The 17,317-nt window shown below is 73.8% G+C and carries 13 protein-coding genes; 5 read left to right on the top strand and 8 right to left on the bottom strand.

Going from position 1 to position 17,317, the window contains the following annotated elements:
- Positions 1 to 287 precede the first annotated feature (287 nt).
- Both WME98_RS40275 and WME98_RS40270 read left to right on the top strand, forming a co-directional pair.
- Positions 288 to 752, top strand: a complete 465-nt coding sequence (locus WME98_RS40275) for a BON domain-containing protein (RefSeq protein WP_437337846.1) — start codon at positions 288 to 290, stop codon at positions 750 to 752.
- Between the two features lie 30 nt (positions 753 to 782).
- The gene (locus WME98_RS40270) at positions 783 to 1,328 is read left to right on the top strand and encodes a hypothetical protein (protein ID WP_061626643.1); all 546 of its coding nucleotides are present in this window, start codon (positions 783 to 785) and stop codon (positions 1,326 to 1,328) included.
- A gap of 68 nt (positions 1,329 to 1,396) precedes the next feature.
- Here WME98_RS40270 and WME98_RS40265 read toward each other — a convergent pair whose 3' ends face one another.
- Positions 1,397 to 1,996 (bottom strand): cysteine hydrolase family protein, encoded by a 600-nt coding sequence (locus WME98_RS40265; protein WP_437946974.1) that lies wholly within the window; start codon positions 1,994 to 1,996, stop codon positions 1,397 to 1,399.
- Positions 1,997 to 2,227: 231 nt separating this feature from the next.
- Here WME98_RS40265 and WME98_RS40260 point away from each other — a divergent pair, with 231 nt between their 5' ends.
- Both WME98_RS40260 and WME98_RS40255 read left to right on the top strand, forming a co-directional pair.
- Positions 2,228 to 3,151, top strand: coding sequence for a Ku protein (locus WME98_RS40260; protein WP_437337845.1), 924 nt, complete (start codon positions 2,228 to 2,230; stop codon positions 3,149 to 3,151).
- 118 nt (positions 3,152 to 3,269) lie between these two features.
- Positions 3,270 to 4,493: a putative sensor domain DACNV-containing protein gene (locus WME98_RS40255; RefSeq protein ID WP_437946973.1), complete on the top strand. Its 1,224-nt coding sequence runs from the start codon at positions 3,270 to 3,272 to the stop codon at positions 4,491 to 4,493.
- Positions 4,494 to 4,511: 18 nt separating this feature from the next.
- Here WME98_RS40255 and cheB read toward each other — a convergent pair whose 3' ends face one another.
- The 7 genes from cheB to WME98_RS40220 are packed head-to-tail and all read right to left on the bottom strand — an operon-like array spanning position 4,512 to position 14,208.
- Positions 4,512 to 5,546 carry a chemotaxis-specific protein-glutamate methyltransferase CheB gene (gene cheB, locus WME98_RS40250; RefSeq protein ID WP_437946972.1) on the bottom strand — a complete coding sequence of 345 codons (1,035 nt, stop codon included), beginning with the start codon at positions 5,544 to 5,546 and terminating at the stop codon, positions 4,512 to 4,514.
- Entirely contained in the window at positions 5,543 to 6,373 is an 831-nt protein-coding gene (locus WME98_RS40245) for a CheR family methyltransferase (RefSeq protein ID WP_437946971.1), read from the bottom strand. Before WME98_RS40245 ends, cheB begins: the two co-directional genes overlap by 4 nt.
- A gap of 10 nt (positions 6,374 to 6,383) precedes the next feature.
- Positions 6,384 to 8,741, bottom strand: coding sequence for a HEAT repeat domain-containing protein (locus tag WME98_RS40240; protein ID WP_437946970.1), 2,358 nt, complete (start codon positions 8,739 to 8,741; stop codon positions 6,384 to 6,386).
- On the bottom strand, positions 8,738 to 11,275 hold the full coding sequence (locus WME98_RS40235; protein ID WP_437946969.1) for a methyl-accepting chemotaxis protein: 2,538 nt from the start codon (positions 11,273 to 11,275) through the stop codon (positions 8,738 to 8,740). The genes WME98_RS40240 and WME98_RS40235 overlap by 4 nt, the downstream gene beginning before the upstream one ends.
- A complete protein-coding gene (locus tag WME98_RS40230) occupies positions 11,265 to 11,702 on the bottom strand; it encodes a chemotaxis protein CheW (RefSeq protein WP_437946968.1) in 438 nt (145 codons plus the stop codon). The genes WME98_RS40235 and WME98_RS40230 overlap by 11 nt, the downstream gene beginning before the upstream one ends.
- Positions 11,699 to 13,873, bottom strand: coding sequence for a chemotaxis protein CheA (locus WME98_RS40225; protein WP_437946967.1), 2,175 nt, complete (start codon positions 13,871 to 13,873; stop codon positions 11,699 to 11,701). The genes WME98_RS40230 and WME98_RS40225 overlap by 4 nt, the downstream gene beginning before the upstream one ends.
- On the bottom strand, positions 13,870 to 14,208 hold the full coding sequence (locus WME98_RS40220) for a response regulator (RefSeq protein WP_437954074.1): 339 nt from the start codon (positions 14,206 to 14,208) through the stop codon (positions 13,870 to 13,872). The genes WME98_RS40225 and WME98_RS40220 overlap by 4 nt, the downstream gene beginning before the upstream one ends.
- Positions 14,209 to 14,773: 565 nt before the next feature.
- Between WME98_RS40220 and WME98_RS40215 the strand changes: the two genes are divergently transcribed.
- Entirely contained in the window at positions 14,774 to 17,311 is a 2,538-nt protein-coding gene (locus WME98_RS40215; RefSeq protein ID WP_437946966.1) for a hybrid sensor histidine kinase/response regulator, read from the top strand.
- The last annotated feature ends 6 nt before the right edge of the window (positions 17,312 to 17,317 follow it).

The raw sequence follows: 17,317 nt of genomic DNA, 5'->3' as shown, positions 1-17,317 counted from the left end.
CCTATCCGCCACAGGCAACCTCGCGCGGGTCGGTTTCGTCCGAGAAGGCAAATTCTCCTGAATTCGACGCGGCCGGCACGGGGCAGTTCGCCCCACCTGAGGCACTCCGGCCTTCGCCAGTCATGAGCTCGCTAGGCGCTCCGCGTCGCGCTCGCGTCGCGCGAGCGAGCCGCCCACGATGCGGCGCAGAAAAAAGACAACTCATGTTCAGGGGTAACGGCGTCCATGTTCCGCCCCGACCACAGCCGTGGACCGACAGGCGCTCTCGGCCCGAGGTGGCCCGAGCCTTGCGACGTGGTCCGGGCATGAACACAGCGAAACTCTTTCTGCTGATGTCTCTCTCCGTCGCGGCCGCGGTTGGCTGCGACAGAGCAGAAGGCACGACGCGTTCGGACAACAACACCGCGACGGTGCCGGGCGAGGTCGCCCAGAGGGCGAACAACCCCACGCCCGCGGCCGCCGACAACACGGACAAGAACGATCGCGATCGCGATCCCGCCGCGCTGACCCCCGGGGATCAGGGCGAGAACGAGACCGATCGCACGATCACGCAGAAGATCCGCCAGGCGGTGGTGGCGAACGACACGCTGTCGATGAACGCCAAGAACGTCAAGATCATCACGAACGGGCAGGTCGTCACGCTGCGCGGCCCGGTGAAGAGCGACAAAGAAAAGGCCGACATCGAGGCGGTCGCCAAGGGAACCCCGGGCGTCCAGCGGGTCGACAACCAGCTCGAAGTTGACGTTGACTGAACCAGTCTGAAAGGCTGAAAGGAAGATACCATGGCAACGAAGAAAGCGGTCCTGGGCCTCGTGAGCACGCTCGCTCAGGCAGACATCATCGTCGGCGAGCTACAGCGCGCCGGCTTCATGACCAGCGATATCTCGGCGCTCTTCCCCGACAAGCACGGTACGCGGGACTTCGCGCACGAGAAGAACACGAAGGCGCCCGAGGGCGCGACCGCGGGCGCCAGCGCCGGCGGCGCGATCGGCGGGACCATCGGCCTGCTCGCCGGCATCGGCGCGCTCGCCATCCCCGGCCTCGGGCCCTTCATCGCGGCCGGCCCGATCATGGCCGCGCTGAGCGGCGCCGCGGCGGGCGCGGCGGTCGGCGGCGTGACCGGCGCCCTCATCGGGCTCGGCATCCCCGAGGTCGAGGCCAAGCAGTACGAGGGCAAGATCAAGGGCGGCAACATCCTGATCTCCGTCCACGTCGAGAACAGCAACGAGCGGACGCTCGCCAAGCAGGTCCTGGAGCGCGGCGGCGCGACCGACATCGCGGTCCTCACCGAAGAGGGCCTCTCGACGAAGCAGCGGGCCGTCGCCTGAGCGTAACGCCCCTGCGGAACACCTGACCTCGGCAGCTGCCCGTCCGACGCCCGGCCCCCCCAGAGGCGTCAGGCGGGCAGCCGCTCGAGGTCGACCTCGTCGGACGGCGCGATGTCGGCCTTGAGGAAGCGCTGCATCTGGTGGAGCGCGTAGCGGTTGTCTTCCTCGCTCTCCGACGCCAAGCAGTCCGACGGGACGAGCAGCCGGTAATCGCGCATGTACGCGTCGTTCGCCGTGAACAGGACGCAGATGTTCCCCGCCATGCCGGTGAGGATCAGCGTCTGCACGCCGAGGGACTCGAGCAGGATCTCGAGCGTGGTGCCGTAAAAGCCCGAGTGCTTGGGCTTGAGCACGAAATAATCTTCCTCTCCGGGCCGCAGCAGCGCCGCGATCTCCCGGCCGCGGACGCCATCCTCCAGGCAGTGCTCGATCTGCCGGTGGAAGTTGGACTGCCAGCGGCCGAAGTTGTCGTTCACGTAGACCGCGGGGATGCCCGCGTCGCGACACCGCTGCTTGAGCGCCCGGATGCGGTGCGCCATCGGGAGGGCGTGGGCGAGCAGCTGGTCGCCTTCCGGGAACTCCAGGTCGTTGATGACGTCGATGAGGAGGAGCGCGGTCCGGCTGTTGTCCGGCGCAGCTCCGTGGAGGTCGTGGGTCCGCCGCGGCATAGAGACCGCGGGTTATACAGCGGGCCACGGCCAGCGGGGCAGCAATCGCCGCTCGCTCAGCCCGCTGTGGCGAAACGCGACGCCGGCCGCGGCGGCGCCGCGGCGCGGCGGGCCGGGAGCGACCAGGACGGGCGCGGCGCGCGGGACCTCCGGGATCGCGCCTTCGGCCGCTGGCTTGCATTGCCTCCCGACACGGACCTGAAACGGACCTCTTGGGTCGAAGGAGAGCGCATGCCTCGCAGCATCTGGAAAGGGAGTATCAGCTTCGGGCTCGTGCAGATCCCGGTCGCCCTCTACCCCGCGGAGGAGCCCAACGAGCTCCACTTCACGCAGCTCGACCGGCGCAACATGACGCCGATCCGCTACGAGCGCGTGAACCGGGAGACGGGCGAGCCGGTGAGCTGGGACGATATCGTCCGCGGCTATCCCTACGAGAAGGGCGAGTATGTGGTCATGTCCGACGAGGACCTGCGCCGCGCGAACGTGGAGGCGACGCAGACCGTGGACATCCTCGACTTCGTCGACGCCTCGGAGATCGACCCGATGTACTACGAGAAGCCGTACTATCTCGCCCCCGCGTCGACGAACAGCAAGAAGAAGTCGTCGGTGACGGCGTACGTGCTCCTGCGCGAGGCGCTGCGGAAGACGGGGAAGGTCGGGATCGCGAAGGTCGTGATCCGGACGCGCGAGCACATCGCCGCGGTGCGGCCGCACGGCCGCGCGCTCGTGCTGAACCTGCTGCGGTTCGCGCACGAGCTCCGGTCCGATGAAGAGCTCGACCTGCCCGAGATGGATGTCGACGCAAAGGGGCTCGGCAAGCGGGAGCTCGAGATGGCCGAGCGGCTCGTGGCCGAGATGGCCACCGAGTGGAAGCCGGAAAAATACAAGGACGAGTACCGCGACGACGTGATGAAGATGATCGAGAAGAAGGTGAAATCCGGTCAGACCACGACGCCCGCGGAGCCGGAGGAGGAGGAGAAGCCCCGCGACACCGGCACGGTCGACCTCATCGCGCTGCTCAAGAAGAGCCTCGGCCAGAAGGGCGCGAAGGTCGCCAACGACGCGAGCGACGACAAACGGGAGAGCGCCCGCGCGAAGCCGCGAAAGGCGGAGACGTCGAAGCGAAAGGCGAGCGGCTCTCGCCGGGCCGCGTGACGCCGCGCGACGCGGCCGGACCGCACGCCGCCGCGGCGCTCAGCGCCGCGGCGGCGGGCCGAGCCCGCATGCAGCCGTCGGCCTGACCGTCGACGGCGCAGGATGGTATACCGAGCTCATGCGCCCCAAGTATCCTGCGGATGTCACGGCCGCATTTCTCGATCTGCAGGAGCAGCCACAGCTCACGGCGCAAACGCTCTCGTGCAAGGGCAGGGTCGAACCGGGCGCGGCGGCGCCGCCGCCCTTCGCCGCCGTCCTCACCGAGCTGATCGAGACGATGTTCTTCGCCTCCATGGCGACCGAGGAGGGGCGGCTCAACCCGGTCGGCGTCGTGTTCGCCGGGAGCCTCGGCGATCTCGAGCTCGACGAGCCCGCGTGGGATCTCGTGCGGTTCGGCTCCGCCGTGGCGTTCGACGTGGAGCACGTCGCCAACCTCGCCTCGGCGTGCGCGTGGCCGCGCTCCTTCCTGTCGGTGGTGCCGCTCGATGGGTCGCTCGTGATCGCCGGCATCGCGACGCCGCATAGCCGGCGCTCCTTCGAGCTCGATCAGCTCGTGCGCGTGGTGGTCCCGAAGCCCGGCGTCGTGGCCGTGTACCGCGGCGAGTGGGAGATCGTCCGCTACGAGCGCGGCGCGGTGCGGACGTGGATGCCGAAGAACCGGCCGCAGCTCGACTCGATCGAGCGGGCCGTCCTCCGGGACCTCGCGAGTCCGCACGGCCGCCGCGTGAGCAAGTATCTCCTGCGCATCGTGGAAGGGATGGTCGAGCTCGGGCGCGGCGGGCTGCTCGTCGTGCTCGGGCCGGGCGAGGGCCTGCCGCAGCTGTTCGGCGAGGAGGGGAATCCGTTCGACACCGAGGTCAAGCGGCTGGATCCCGCCCTGTGCCTCGGCTCGGCCATCCTCGATCTCTCCGCCTCCGCCGCGCGCGAGAGCCAGCCGCCGAGCGAGCCGCGGCAGGCGGACGGGAAGAAGCCCGCGGCGGACGGGGCGGCGCGCGGCCCGGACCACCGGTTCAAGAGCTCCGAGCGCCTCAACCGGCTGCTCGACCTCATCGTCCGGCTGACGACCGTCGATGGCGCGGTGGTGATGAGCCACGGCCTCGACGTGCTCGCGTTCGGCGCGAAGCTGCCCCCGCCGCGGTCGATCATCTCCGAGGTGTACGCCGCGACCCCCGACCAGCGGATGGACGTGAGCCTGAGCCTCGACGCGCGCGGCACCCGCCACCGCGCGGCCGCGGCGTTCGTGGCGGGGTACCCGGAGCGAATCGCGTTCATCGTCTCCCAGGACGGCAACGCGGCCACGTTCCAGGAGATCGAGGGAAAGGTCGTTTACTGGCCGCTGTGACGGGCCGGCCGCCCGACGTCAGAGGTGCCGCACGATGGCCGCGGCCATCTCGTCGATCGGCGCCTCGGCTGCGGCGAGCCTGGCCTCCACCACGCGGCGGGGCATGCCGTGGACGACGCAGGACGACTCGGCCTCGGCGAGGATCCTGCCGCCGGCCTTGTGGATCGCCCTCGACCCCTCCAGGCCGTCGTCGCCCATGCCTGTCAGCACGACCCCGAGCACGCCCGAGCCGAACTCTGCGGCGGCGCTCGAAAAGAGCAGATCGACCGACGGGCAGTACAGCGACGCCCTGGACGCGTCCGCGAAGCGGACGCTGGCGCGGTCCCGGTGCCGCCGGACCTCGAGGTGCGCCCCGCCGCGCGCGATGACCGCGAGCCCGGGCCGGAGCTGGAGATCGTCCGACGCCTCGACGACCGAGAGGGCGCTCGCGTCGTTCAGGCGGCGCGACAGCGACTCCGTGTACCCGGCGGGGATGTGCAGCGCCACGACGATGGGGACCGGGAAATCGCCGGGCATCGCCGCGAAGAGCCGCGTCAGCGCCTGGGGGCCGCCGGTGGACGTGCCGATCACGACGAGGCGCGCGCGCGGCAGCGCGGGGATCGCGCCGGACACGGGCGGCGGCTGCGGGCGCGGGCCTTCACGGCGGACCCGCGCCTCGGCCGCGGCGAGCACCTTGCGGACCAGCTCGTCCGAGAGCTCGAAGAGTCGATCGGTCGCGAGCGACGTCGGCTTCTCGACGAGATCCACCGCCCCCTGCTGGAGCGCCTTGACGCCGAGCTCGCTGTCCGCCTCGGAGTTGGTCACCACGACGACCCGCGGAGCGCCCTCGCGCGGCAGCGACGCGAGCACGCCGATGCCGTCGAGGTTCGGCATCACGAGGTCGAGCGTGACCACATCGGGCTTGTAACGCTCGATCTTCTCCAGCGCGTCCAGGCCGTCCATGGCCGTGTCGACGACCTCGATCGCCGCGTTCGCGCCGAGGACCTGCCGCAGGACCTTGCGCACGAAGGCGGAGTCGTCGACCACGAGCACGCGGACAGCCGGGTTCTTCATCGCGCGGTCTTCCGGTAGAGAAACACGCCACCCCGCTCCTCGCAGGCGAGCGCGGTGCCAAGCCGCAGCAGCGACTCGGAGATCCCGACCAGGAGGGCCCCGTCCGCGGCGAGCGCCCCCGAGAGGTTCGCGACCACCCACCGCGCCGTGTTGTCGTGGAAGTAGATGAGCACGTTGCGGCAGACGATGACGTCGAACCGCCCGAGCGACGTGACGTCGGACGCCTCGAGCAGGTTGATCCGCCGCCAGTCGATCGCCTCTTTCAGCTCGGCGCTCACGACGACCCGGTCGGGCGTCACCTCCAGCCACCGGGTGGCGAAGGGGGGCGGCGGGGCGTTGCTCCGGATCGAGCGCGGCCCGTACACCCCGGCCCGGGCGCGCGAGAGCGCCCGCGCGCTGATGTCGCTCGCGACGAGATCGACCCCGCCGAGCAGGCCCCGCTCGGCGAGGAGCATCGCGATCGTGAACGGCTCCTCGCCGGTCGAGCAGGCCGCCGACCAGATCCGCGGCCGCTCCCCCGCCGCGACGCGCGGCGCGACGAGCTCCGCGACCGCGACCTCGAGCTGCGCGAGCTCGCGGAAGAAGTACGTCTCGCCCACGACCAGCACGTCGATCAGCGCGTCCAGCTCGGCCGCGCCCGCGGGGTCGTACCGGAGGAAGTAATAGTAATCGAGCAGCGAGTCGAAGCCGGCGTCGATCGCGCGCACCGAGACCTTGTCGCCGAGCAGCTCGCGATCGCCCGCGTCGTAGTGGATCCCGATCTTCTCGGAGATGAGCGCGCTGAAGATCGCGAAGACCTGCGGCGAGATGGGGAGGCGGCTCGTCATACCCACGGCGTCATGCCCACTGCGAGAGGACCGAGGCGGCCACGCGCCGCACCTCCGGGTCCAGATCGGTCCGCGAGACGTGCTCGACCGCGGCGAACCCCTCCCGCGTGGCCACCGCGGCGAGCGTCGTGGCGGCCGCCTTCCGCGCCGGCGCGGAGGGCAGGCCGAGCGCCTGGAGGAGCGCGGCGTGCCCCGCGGGCTGCCGCATCCGCGCCAGCGCCGCGGTGAGGACCGGCGAGAGCTCGTCGTCCGCCGTCCCGAGCGCCTCGAGGATGCCCTCGACGCGCCCCGGCACCGGCGTGGACAGCGCGGCGAGGAGCGGGCCCTGCGCCGGCGAGGCGACGAGCAGCGCGATGAGGCTCCGCGTCGCGTCGACCCCGGCCCGCCCCGCGATGAAGCCGGTCGCCGCGGCGCGCACGCTCTCGTCGGGGTCGCCCGCGGCGCGCACCAGCGCCGGGAGGACCTCGGGCGACGAGAAGCCGGAGATCGCCGAGACCGCGACCAGCCGGGTCGCCACGTCCGGCGACGAGAGCGCGCCGAGCAAGGTCGGCAGAGACTCCGCCCGCCCGGCGATGCCGAGCCCGATCAGCGCCGAGCGGCGCATGTCCGTGTCGCTCGCCTGGGCCGCCTGCTCCAGCGCAGCGAGCGCGAGATCGCCCTTGATCGCCGACAGCGCCTCGATCGCCGCCACGCGCACCTGGCCGCTCTCGTCCCGGAGCCGCTCGGCGATGAGCCCGGCCGCCGCCTCGCACCCGAGCTTCCCCAGCGCCTGGCAGGCGTAGTAGCGGACCCACGCGTCCTCGTCGCCGAGCCCCGCGAGGAGCGCGTCGACGACGCGCGGCGCCCGCTGCGACTGCCCGAGCGCCCGCATCGCCACCGCCCGGACCCGCTCCGACGCGTCGGCGGCGAGCGCGGCGAGCTCTTCGATCGCCTCCGGCTGCGCGAACGACGCGAGGCCGTGGATCGCGCGCTCGCGCGTCCGCAGGTCGGGGTCGCGGACGCCATCGAGGAAGATCGGCAGCGCCGAGGCGGGCGCGAAGTAGGCGAGGATCCGCAGGGCCGTCCGGCGCGCGGCCGGGGTCCCCTCGCGGGCCGCGGCGAGCGCGAGCGCCTCGACGTCGGGGCCGCCGAGGCACTGGATCGCGGTCGTCGCGGCGTGGACGACGCGGGGGTTCGGGTCGTCGAGCAGCCGGAACAGCGCGCGCGCCGAGCTCGGCTCCGAGATCCGCGCCAGCGCGTCGCACGCCGCCGCGCGGACCTCCGGATCCGGATCCGCGAGGCAGCGCTCCACGTCGCCCGCGGCCGCGGCGCTCCGGACGAGCGGCAGGAGCAAGAGCCGGCGGGAGCTGTCGCCGTCGCGCAGCGCCGCGAGCACCCGGGCGTCGGCGCTCCGGGAGAGCTGGAAGAGCGCCTCCGCCGCGGCGCTCGCGACGGCGGGCTCGGCGTCGAGCAGGCGCGTCAGATCGAGCAGGACGTCCTCGCCCCCGATCGCGCCGAGCACGCTGCAGATGAGGACCTGCTCCGCCGGATCCGCGCCGCCGAGGCTCTGCGAGAGCCGCCGCGCCGCGCCGGGCGCGGGCGCCTCGCCCCGGAGCGCCTCGTCGATCGGCCCGGCCGTCCCGTAGCGCTCGCGGTACCGCTCGCGCAGCTCGGCGAGCGCCACCGCGGCGACGCGCGCGACCGCGTCGCTCGGGCGCCCGAGCAGGCGCATCAGCGGCGCCACGGCGCTCCGGCTGCCGGTGCGGCCGAGCGCCCGCGCCGCCTCGAGGAGGTAGCGCGGATCGTCGAGGAGGGCCGAGAGCGGGGGGATCGCGCGCGGGTCGCCGCTGCGGCCGAGCACGTCGATCGCCGGGAAGACGCGGAAGAAGTTGCCGCTCGTGACGGCGTCCACGAGCGCGTCGACCGCCGATCGGCCGCCGACCCGGCCGAGCGCCTCGATCGCGGCGACCGCGACGTTGTCGTCGGCGTGCGACGTGAGCTCCGCGAGCCGGGGGACCGCCTTCGCGCTGCTGCGGCGCCCGAGGATCTGCGCCGCGTCGGCGACGACCGCGGGGCGAGGGTCCCGCGTCAGCGCGAGCACGGGGTCGTCGACGTCGCCGAGCGACGCGACGAGCGCGTCGACGCTCGCGGCGATGCGCGCCTCGCTGTCGCGCCGCGCGGAGAGGCACGCGCAGAGCGGCCCCACGGCCGCGTCGCCGAGCGCGGCGAGCGACGCGACCACGGACCGCCGCACGGTCCAGCTCGGATCCGCGAGCATCTCGATGAGCGCCGGCACCCCCGCGGGCCCGGAGGCGGCGAGCCGATCCACCTGCTCGACGCGCTGTCGCTCCGCGTCCGATACGGAGAGCGCGGGGCGACGGGAGATCACGCGGTCTCCGGCGGCGCGTGGGGCTGGCTTCCGTTCGCCCTGAGCTGCGCGACCGCGGCGGCGACCGCCGCGACCGCGTCCACGTGCTCGGCGCTCGCGTGCCGGATCCGGCCGACCTGGTCGAGCACGTGGCCGGCGTCGGCCGCGACCGCGCCGGAGTCCCTCGCCTGCCGTGCCGCCGCGGCGGCGACCTCCCGGACCGGCTCGCGCAGGCGGGCGAGCGACGCGGCGTGCTGCTCGCTCCGGGTCGACAGCTCGGCGGCCGCCCTGACGACGCCCTGGAGCGACGCCGCCTGCCGGCTCGCGCCCGACGCGAGCGCCGCGATGGACTCGGCCTGATCGGCCACCGCCCGCGCCGTCTGCTTGGCGATCCGGCGCACGGACTCCCCCTCCTTCGCGAGGGACGCCGTCGCCTTGGTCTGGTCCGCCGTGGCGGCGGTCACCGCCGCCGCGAGCCGCGCGACCTGGCGGGCGGACGCCTCCAGCTGCTTCGCGGCCCGCGCCTGCTCGCCGATCCCCCGCGCCGAGTGGGCGGACATCTTCCGGATGTCGTCCATGGCGCGCGCGACCTCGGTCGCGCCGCCGGACTGCTCCGCGAGGCCGGCGACCATCCGCTGCGACGCCCCCGCGGCCTCCTGCGTCAGCGCCGTGACGCCGGCCAGGGCGCGGGTCTGCTCGACCACGGCGGTGCTGGTCTGATGCGTCAGCGCGCGCATCTGCGCGGCGACCTTCGCGAGCTGCGACGCCCCCGTCGCCTGCTCGTCCATCGCCCGCGACACGCGCTCCGCGCTCGACGTGAGCTGCCCGTTCAGCTTCACGGCGTCGCGCAGCGCGCGCGCCTGCTCGGCGGTCGCCTCCTTCGTCTGCCGGGCCATGCGCCGCATCTCGGCGCTCCCCTGCGCGAGCGCCTGGACCGCCTTGGTCTGCTCGGCCGCGGAGCGCGCGACCGCCCTGCCCTCCTCGCTCATGCGCGCCGCGGTCTGCGTGAGGGAGCCCACCGCCTGCACCTGATCGGCGTTCGCCCGGTCGATATCGCGGATCGAGCGGCCGAGCTCCTCGACGCCCTGCAGGATCGACGCGAGCGCCCGGTCGGCGTCGCCCGCGAGCCGGGTCCCCTCGTCCGCGACCTTCACGCCCTCGGTCGATGCGGCCACCGCCTCGCGGGCGCTCGCCTGGAGCGCGCGGACGATCTTGGCGATCTCGGCGCTCGAGACGGCGGCCCGGTCCGCCAGGTTCCGGATCTCCTCGGCGACGACGGCGAAGCCCCGGCCGTGCTCCCCTGCCCGCGCGGCCTCGATGCTGGCGTTGAGCGAGAGGAGGTTCGTGCGGTCGGCGATCAGGTTGATCGTCTGGACGATGTCGCCGATCTCCTCGGCCCGCTTGCCCATCTCCTTCATGACCGACGCGGAGTCGGCCATCGCCTGCCGGATGCTGCCGAGGCCGGCGATGGACCTGCCCACCGTCGCCGCGCCCTGGCGCGCGGTCGCGACGCCCTGCTCGGCGGTCGCGCGCGCGGTCTCGACGATGGAGACGATCCGCCGCGTGGCGGCCTCGACCTGCGACGAGGCGGCGGCGTTGCCGGCCGCGAGCCCGCTGATCTGGTCGGCGCTCTGCGCGACCTGCTGCGCGGTCCGCGCGAGCTCCTCGGCGGCGACCGCGTTGGCCTCGATGGTCGCCGCGTTCTTCTCGGCCGTGGCCGCGACCTCCTCGACCGAGCTCGCGATCTCGGTGATCGTGCTCGAGGTCGACGACGTGCTCGCGTCGAGCGCCTTGGCGCTCTCCGCCACCCCGCGGATCGACCGCGCCATCTGCTCCGCGGTCGCGGCGGTCTCCTCGACCGCGCTCGCCATCTCGGTGGCGTCGCGCGCGACGCGCTCGAGGGAGCCGCCCACGCCCGCGACGGCGCCGGCCATGGTCGAGATCTGCGACCCGAACCCCCGGGCGTCGGCCGAGATGCGCGCGATGCCCTTCGACATCTCCTCGATGGTGGCCCCGATCTGCTCGAGCGCCGCGGCGCTGCTCTCGCCGCGGGCCGCCGCCTCGTCGGCGGCCCCGCTCGTCACCGAGACGGAGCTGAGCAGCTCCTCGCTCGAGGACGCGAGCTCCTCGGCGTTGGCGCTCACCGACTTCACCGAGCGGGCGATCTCCTCGAGCGCCGCCGCGGTCGTCTCCGCGGAGCCGGCGAGCGCCTCGGTGTCGCCCCGCACGCCGGCGAGCGCGGGGGCGAGCGTCCCGAGGCCGCTCGTCGTGCCCTCGGCGCCCTGCGCGACCTCGGCGGCGGCGTCGCTGATGCGCTGCCCCGACCGCGCGAGCGCCTGCGCCGCGGCCGCCGCCTCCTCGATCTCGCCCGCGAGCGCGCCCGCCGCGGCGCCCTGCTGCCTGCCGGCGGCGGCGTGCTCCGCGCCGGCGGCGGCCAGCCGCGCGGCCGCCTGCTCGACGCCGGCCACGGCCGTGATCGCCTGACGGAGCGAGCGCTCGGTCTGCTCTGCCCGCGCGAGCGCGCCGTCGATGTCCGCGATTGCATCAACTGCCATGATCCTGCTCCTCACCGATGATCCTGCCGACGTCGACGAGCATGACGAGCCGCTTCCCGAGCTTCGCGACCGCCCTCACGAACCCGGCGCTCTCCTCCGCCATGACCTCGGGCGGCGCCCGCAGCTCGTCGGCGGCGATGTTGACGACCTCCCGCGCGCTGTCCACGAGGAGGCCCACGGTGCGGCCGCCGCGCTGGACGACGATGACGCGCGAGTCGAGCGTGGGCTGCACGGTGGGGAGCCCGAACCGGGCGCGCAGATCCACGACCGGCACGACGCGGCCGCGGATCTGGATGAGGCCGCCGACGTACGGCCGCGTGCCCGGCACCCGGGTCGCGCCGGTGAACGACTCCATGTGGAGCACGTCGGCCGCCGAGATCGCGTACTCGGTGTCCGCCACCTTCAGGACCACGTGCAGGTCGCTCATGAGGCCACCCGGACCAGGCTTGCGCGGCCGCCCTGGCCGGCGGAGAGCCGCCCGCTGAGGCTCACGAGGTCGAGGACGAGCGTGGGGCGGCCGTCGCCGAGATCGGTCGAGCCGGACACGCCCGGCACCTTGACGAGCGGGTCCTCGAGCGGCCGCACGACCACCTCCTGCTGGCCGAGCACGCGGGTCACGCCGAAGGCGAAGGGCGCGCCGTTGCGCCGCACGACGAGCGCCCTGGTCGCGGACGAGGCCCCGAGCTCGAAGAGCGCGCCGAGGTCGACGAGCGGCACGACCTCGCCGCGCCGCTCGATCAACTCGGTACCGCCCCGGGCGCGGCCCGGCGCTGGCAGCTCGGCACCGCCCCGGGCGCGGCCTGCAGCCGGCAACTCTGCAGCACCTCGGGCGGGGCCCAGGGCCGGCAGCTCTGCCGCACCTCGGGCAGGGCCCAGCGCCGGCAGCTCCGCACCGCCCCGCGCGCGGCCCGGCGCCGGGCCGCGGAAGATGCGGGCCGCGTCGATCTCCATGACTTCCTCCACGCCCGCGACGGGCGTCACGAACGGCTGGTCCCCGCACAGGAAGGAGAAGGCGTCCACGATGGTCAACGTGAGCGGGATCCGCAGGGTGAAGGTGGTGCCGGCGCCGCGCGCCGTGCTCACGGAGAGCTCGCCGCCGAGCTGCTCCACGGCGATGCGCCGCACGATGTCCATCCCGAGCCCGCGGCCGCTGGTCTTCGTCGCCTGGTCGAGCGTCGACAGCCCGGGCAGCGTGATGAGGTCGAGCAGCGCCGCGTCGCTGTCCGGCGCGGGGCGGCCGGCCCGCGCCGCGACGAGCGCGCGGTCGATGCCCCGCCCGTCGTCGGCGACGCTGAGCTCGAGCTGGTTGTTGGAGCGCTCGAAGCAGGAGACCCGGACGACGCCCTCCTCGGGCTTGCCCAGCCGCCGGCGCTCCGCGGGCGGCTCGATCGCGTGATCGACCGCGTTGCGGAGCAGGTGCACGATCGCCGGGAAGATGCGCTCCGCGACCGCCTTGTCGAGCTCCGCCTTGCCCGCGTCGATCTCGATCCGCACCTGCTTGCCCGTCGCGCGGCCGAGGCCGCGGACGACGAGCGGCACGCGCTCGAGGAGCTCCGTCACCGAGATCATGCGCGCGCGCATGATGGCGCCGCGGAGGTCGCGCAGCTGGCGGTCGTGCTCGCGCAGGATCTCCGAGAGGTCGCGGACGTCCACCCCGCGGGCGCGCAGGTCGGCGGCCGCCCGGGCGAGCCGGAACCGCGTGACGACGAGCGCCGACAGCTTGTCGAGCGCGTCGTCGAGGCGCGCCACCTCGACGCGCACCACGCCGCGGAGCTGGGGCTCCCGGTCCGCCGGCTCCTCCGGCTCGGCCTCGGCCAGGGCCGCGACCGCCAGCGGGACGGGCGGCGCCACCGTGAGCGGGCGGACGCCGTCGGCGACCGCGGCCCGCGCGATCTCCTCGTCGGGCGCGCTCGTGAGCACGAGGAGCGCGAAGGCGATGCCGCCCGGCGCCCTGTCGCTGGCCGGGACCGAGAGCGGGACGACCTTGACGATCTCGGCGAGCTTGCCGACGCGCTCGCGGACGGTCGTGATGTTCATCCCCTCGGCCGTGCGCGCCGGCGACGGGACGAAATCGACCCGCAGCGCGCGCCGACCGGCGGCCAGGCCCTGCGCGAGCTGCACCCGCTCGCCGGCCCCGAGCTTCGCGAGGATCTCGGGGTCGGCGCTGATCGTCGGCGCGGGCGGGGACGGCGCGTCGGCGAGATCGAGCGCGGAGAGGGCGTCGAGCAGCGCGGGCGCCGCGGGCGGCACCGGCTGCTTCCCGGCGAGGGCGCGGGTCCGCTCCTCGATGGCCCGGAGCCCGCGGAGCAGCACCTCGATCGATTGCGCGGAGAGGCTGCCGGCGGCCCTGTCCACCGCCCGGAGCACGGTCTCCATCGCGTGGGCGATGTCCACGATCGGCTCCACGCCGACCATGGCGGAGAGGCCCTTGATGGTGTGAAGAGAGCGGAAGAGCTCGCGCACCGCCCGCGGGTTCGACTCGCCGGCGCGGACGGCCGCCTCCGCGGCGAGGAGGTTCGCGGTCGACGCGGAGAGGTGCTCCTCCACCTCGACGAGGTAGCCGGCGACGAACTCGTTCACATCGAGCGCGTCGCTCATCCTGCGCCCGCGACGCGCTCCCCGAGGAGCGCTCGCACGCTGGCCAGGATGGCGTCGGGCGTGAACGGCTTCGTCATGAACTCCGAGGCACCCGCGCCGAGCGCGCGGGCCCGGGACTCCTCATCACCCCGGGTGGTCACCACCAGAATCGGCAGGCTCCGCAGCTTGTCCTGGCCACGGATGAACTCGATGACCTCGAGCCCTCCGATATCGGGCATGTTCAGGTCGAGCACCACGAGATCGAACGGCCTGAGCGAGAGCGTCTCAATCGCCTCGAGCCCGCTCGCCGCGTGCGCGAACGAATACTGCTCGGCCCGCAGGCAGGCGACGACCATCTCACGCATTACCCTGCTATCGTCGACGATGAGGATCTCTGCCACAGCGACACTCGGCTCAGGGCATAGCCGGCCCGCGTGCTGGGTGTCAATTGCGCGGCGGAGCGAGCCCGGACGAATCAGGGAAATCCCGTCGGACTGGCCCCGAGGTTCACGACACGCGGGCGCGGGCGCGGGCGACGAGCGCTCGTCCGGGTCCACGCCGGCTGCGCCGCGTCCGTCCGGCAACGGCGCCGAGGGGCGCTCGCTCGGGCCAGGGCGCGGCGCGCGCCGCCCAGGGCGCGGACACCGAAGCCCGACGCGCGACGCGCGGCCCCGGAGCGCGTCCCAAAGCGGAAGCCCGCGCGTCGAGGCGCGTCGAGGCGCGTCGAGGCGCGCGAAGCGGCGGAACGCGGCAGCGCGCTTTTCAGCGCATGGGGCTTGCGTCGTTGTGGGCTCTCGATCAGATGAGACTGGGCGGTAACGACTCGCGCAGAGCCAATTCCTCTCCGCGCCCCGGTTTCAGCCCGGAGAGCGGCCTCTCGCGGGGGAGGGGCGTTGCGGTCCCTGCTGCTCCTGGAGAACCATGAATCGGCGGACAACGATGGATTTCGTGCTCGCGGACGCGGCGCGCGAGCCGATCACCTCGCCGCGGCGCGGCGCGGCGCCGGCGGGGCGCGGCGACCGGGAGGCGAGCGCGGAGCCGCCGCCGTGCGAGCGCGCGCGGAGCGCGGTCGTGTGGATCCTCGACGACTCGCCGCTGGAGGCCGAGATTGCGGCGCGCTCGCTCGCCGCCGGGCACGAGGTCCAGGTCTTCACGGACGCCGCGGTGATGCTGGAGCGCGTGACGAGCAGCGAGCTCCCCGACGTCCTCGTGCTCGACCAGGTGATGCCGGGCATGTCCGGCACAGAGATCTGCGGCCTCCTCCGGTCGCGCCCCGCCACGGTCGGGCTCCCGATCCTCATCCTGACCGTCGCCGGGCACGAGCAGGACCTCGTCGAGGGGCTCACCGCGGGCGCCGACGACTACGTGGTCAAGCCCTGCCCCGCGGCCGCCCTGTCGGCGCGCGTCGGGGCGCTCCTCCGCTCGAAGCGGCTCCGCGAGCGGGCCGAGCGGGCCGAGCGCGTCGCCGCGGTGGAGCGCGATCTGCTGCGCGCCCTCATCGATCAGAGCGGCGACGGCATCATGGCCACGGACGAGCGCGGGGTGCTGCGCATCTGCAACGGCGAGGCCCAGCGCCAGCACGGCGTGTACGCCCGGGACGCGAGCGCCGCGATCGAGGCGCTCCGGGCCAACGGGCTGCTCGCCCTGGACGGGCGCCCGCTGCGCCCCGACGAGGACCCGCTCTACCGCGCGATCCGGGGCGAGAAGGTCGAGAACGCGCGCTGGCTCGTGACGCGCCCGGACGGCTCGATCCGCGCGCTCGCCGGGACCGCGTCGCCGCTCCGGCAGGCCGACGGATCGCCCGCCGGCGCCGTGCTGATCACGCGCGACGAGACCGACGCGCTCGAGGCGGAGCGGGCGCTCCGGGACAGCGAGGAGCGCTACCGGGTGATCATCAGCGCGCTCGAGGAGGGCATCACGCTCCAGGACGAGCGCGGGGTGATCCGCACCGCGAACGCGAGCGCCGAGCGGATCCTCGGGCGGCCCGTGACGCAGATCGTCGGGTCGACGATGCTGGATCCCGCGTGCAGGTTCGTGCGCGAGGACGGCTCGCCGTTCCCGTTCGAGATGTTCCCCGCGCAGGTCGCGCTCCGGACCGGCGCGCCCCAATCGGCCGTCCTGCTCGGGATGGAGCGGCAGGACGGCTCGGTCCTGTGGCTCTCGGTGAACGCGCAGCCGCTCCGCCGCGCGGACGGCGCGGTGGCCGGCGTCGTCTCCTCGTTCTTCGACATCACCGCGCGCAAGCGCGCCGAGGAGGAGCGGCAAGGCCTGCTCGCCGCGGCGCAGGCGGCGCGGGAGGAGGCCGAGGCCGCGAGCCACCTGAAGGACGAGTTCCTGGCGACGATGAGCCACGAGCTGCGCACGCCGCTCACGGCCGTCCTCGGCTGGGTCCGGATGCTGCGCACCGGCAAGCTGGCCGAGGATCGGCGCGACAAGGCGCTCGAGACGGTGGAGCGCAACGCGCAGGCGCAGGCGCAGCTGATCGACGATCTGCTCGACATCTCGCGCATCATGGCCGGCAAGCTCCGGCTGGAGGTGCAGCCGGTCGAGCTCGTGGCCGTGCTCGACGCCGCGCTCGAGGTGGTGCGTCCGGCCGCCGACGCCAAGGGGGTGCGGCTCGAGCCGCTCCTCGAGCCCGGGGTGGGCCCTGTCGCGGGGGACGCGGGCCGGCTGCAGCAGGTCGTCTGGAACCTCCTCAGCAACGCGGTGAAGTTCACGTCGCGCGGAGGGTCCGTGCGCGTCCGGCTCGAGCGCTCCGAGGCGTCGGCCGAGATCGTCGTGTCCGACACCGGCCAGGGCATCGATCCCGCGTTCTTGCCCTACGTGTTCGAGCAGTTCCGGCAGGCCGAGAGCGGCACCACCCGCAAGCACGGGGGCCTGGGCCTCGGGCTCACGATCGTGAAGAGCCTGGTGGAGATGCACGGCGGCACGGTCCAGGCGCTGAGCGACGGCGAGGGGCGGGGCGCGACGTTCATCGTCCGGCTGCCGCTCTCGGTGGCGGCGAGCCACGCCCGGGATCGCCGGGGGATGTCGCTGCCCGGCGCGGGCGGGACCGAGCGCCCTCCGGAGCTCGAGGGCCTGAACGTGCTCGTGGTGGACGACGAGGACGACACGCGCGAGCTCCTCGTCACGATGCTGGAGCAGTGCGGCTCGCACGTGACGGCGGTGGCCTCCACCGCCGAGGCGCTGCTCGCGCTCAAGGCGCTGCGGCCCGACGTGCTCGTGTCCGACATCGCCATGCCCGGCGAGGACGGCTACGCGCTGATCCGCAAGATCCGCGCGCTCCCGTCGGCGGGCGGCGGGCGGACCCCGGCGGTCGCGCTCACCGCGTATGCGCGCACCGAGGACCGCACGCGCGCCCTGCGTGCCGGGTTCAACACCCATGTCCCGAAGCCGATCGAGCCGGCGGAGCTGCTCGCGGTGCTCGCGAACATCGCTGGATCGCGGGGAGAGGTCTAGCTCCGC

The organism is Sorangium sp. So ce296, from assembly GCF_051529605.1.
Lineage (GTDB): Bacteria > Myxococcota_A > Polyangia > Polyangiales > Polyangiaceae > Sorangium > Sorangium cellulosum_D.
This window is presented reverse-complemented; position numbering and strand designations above follow the sequence as displayed.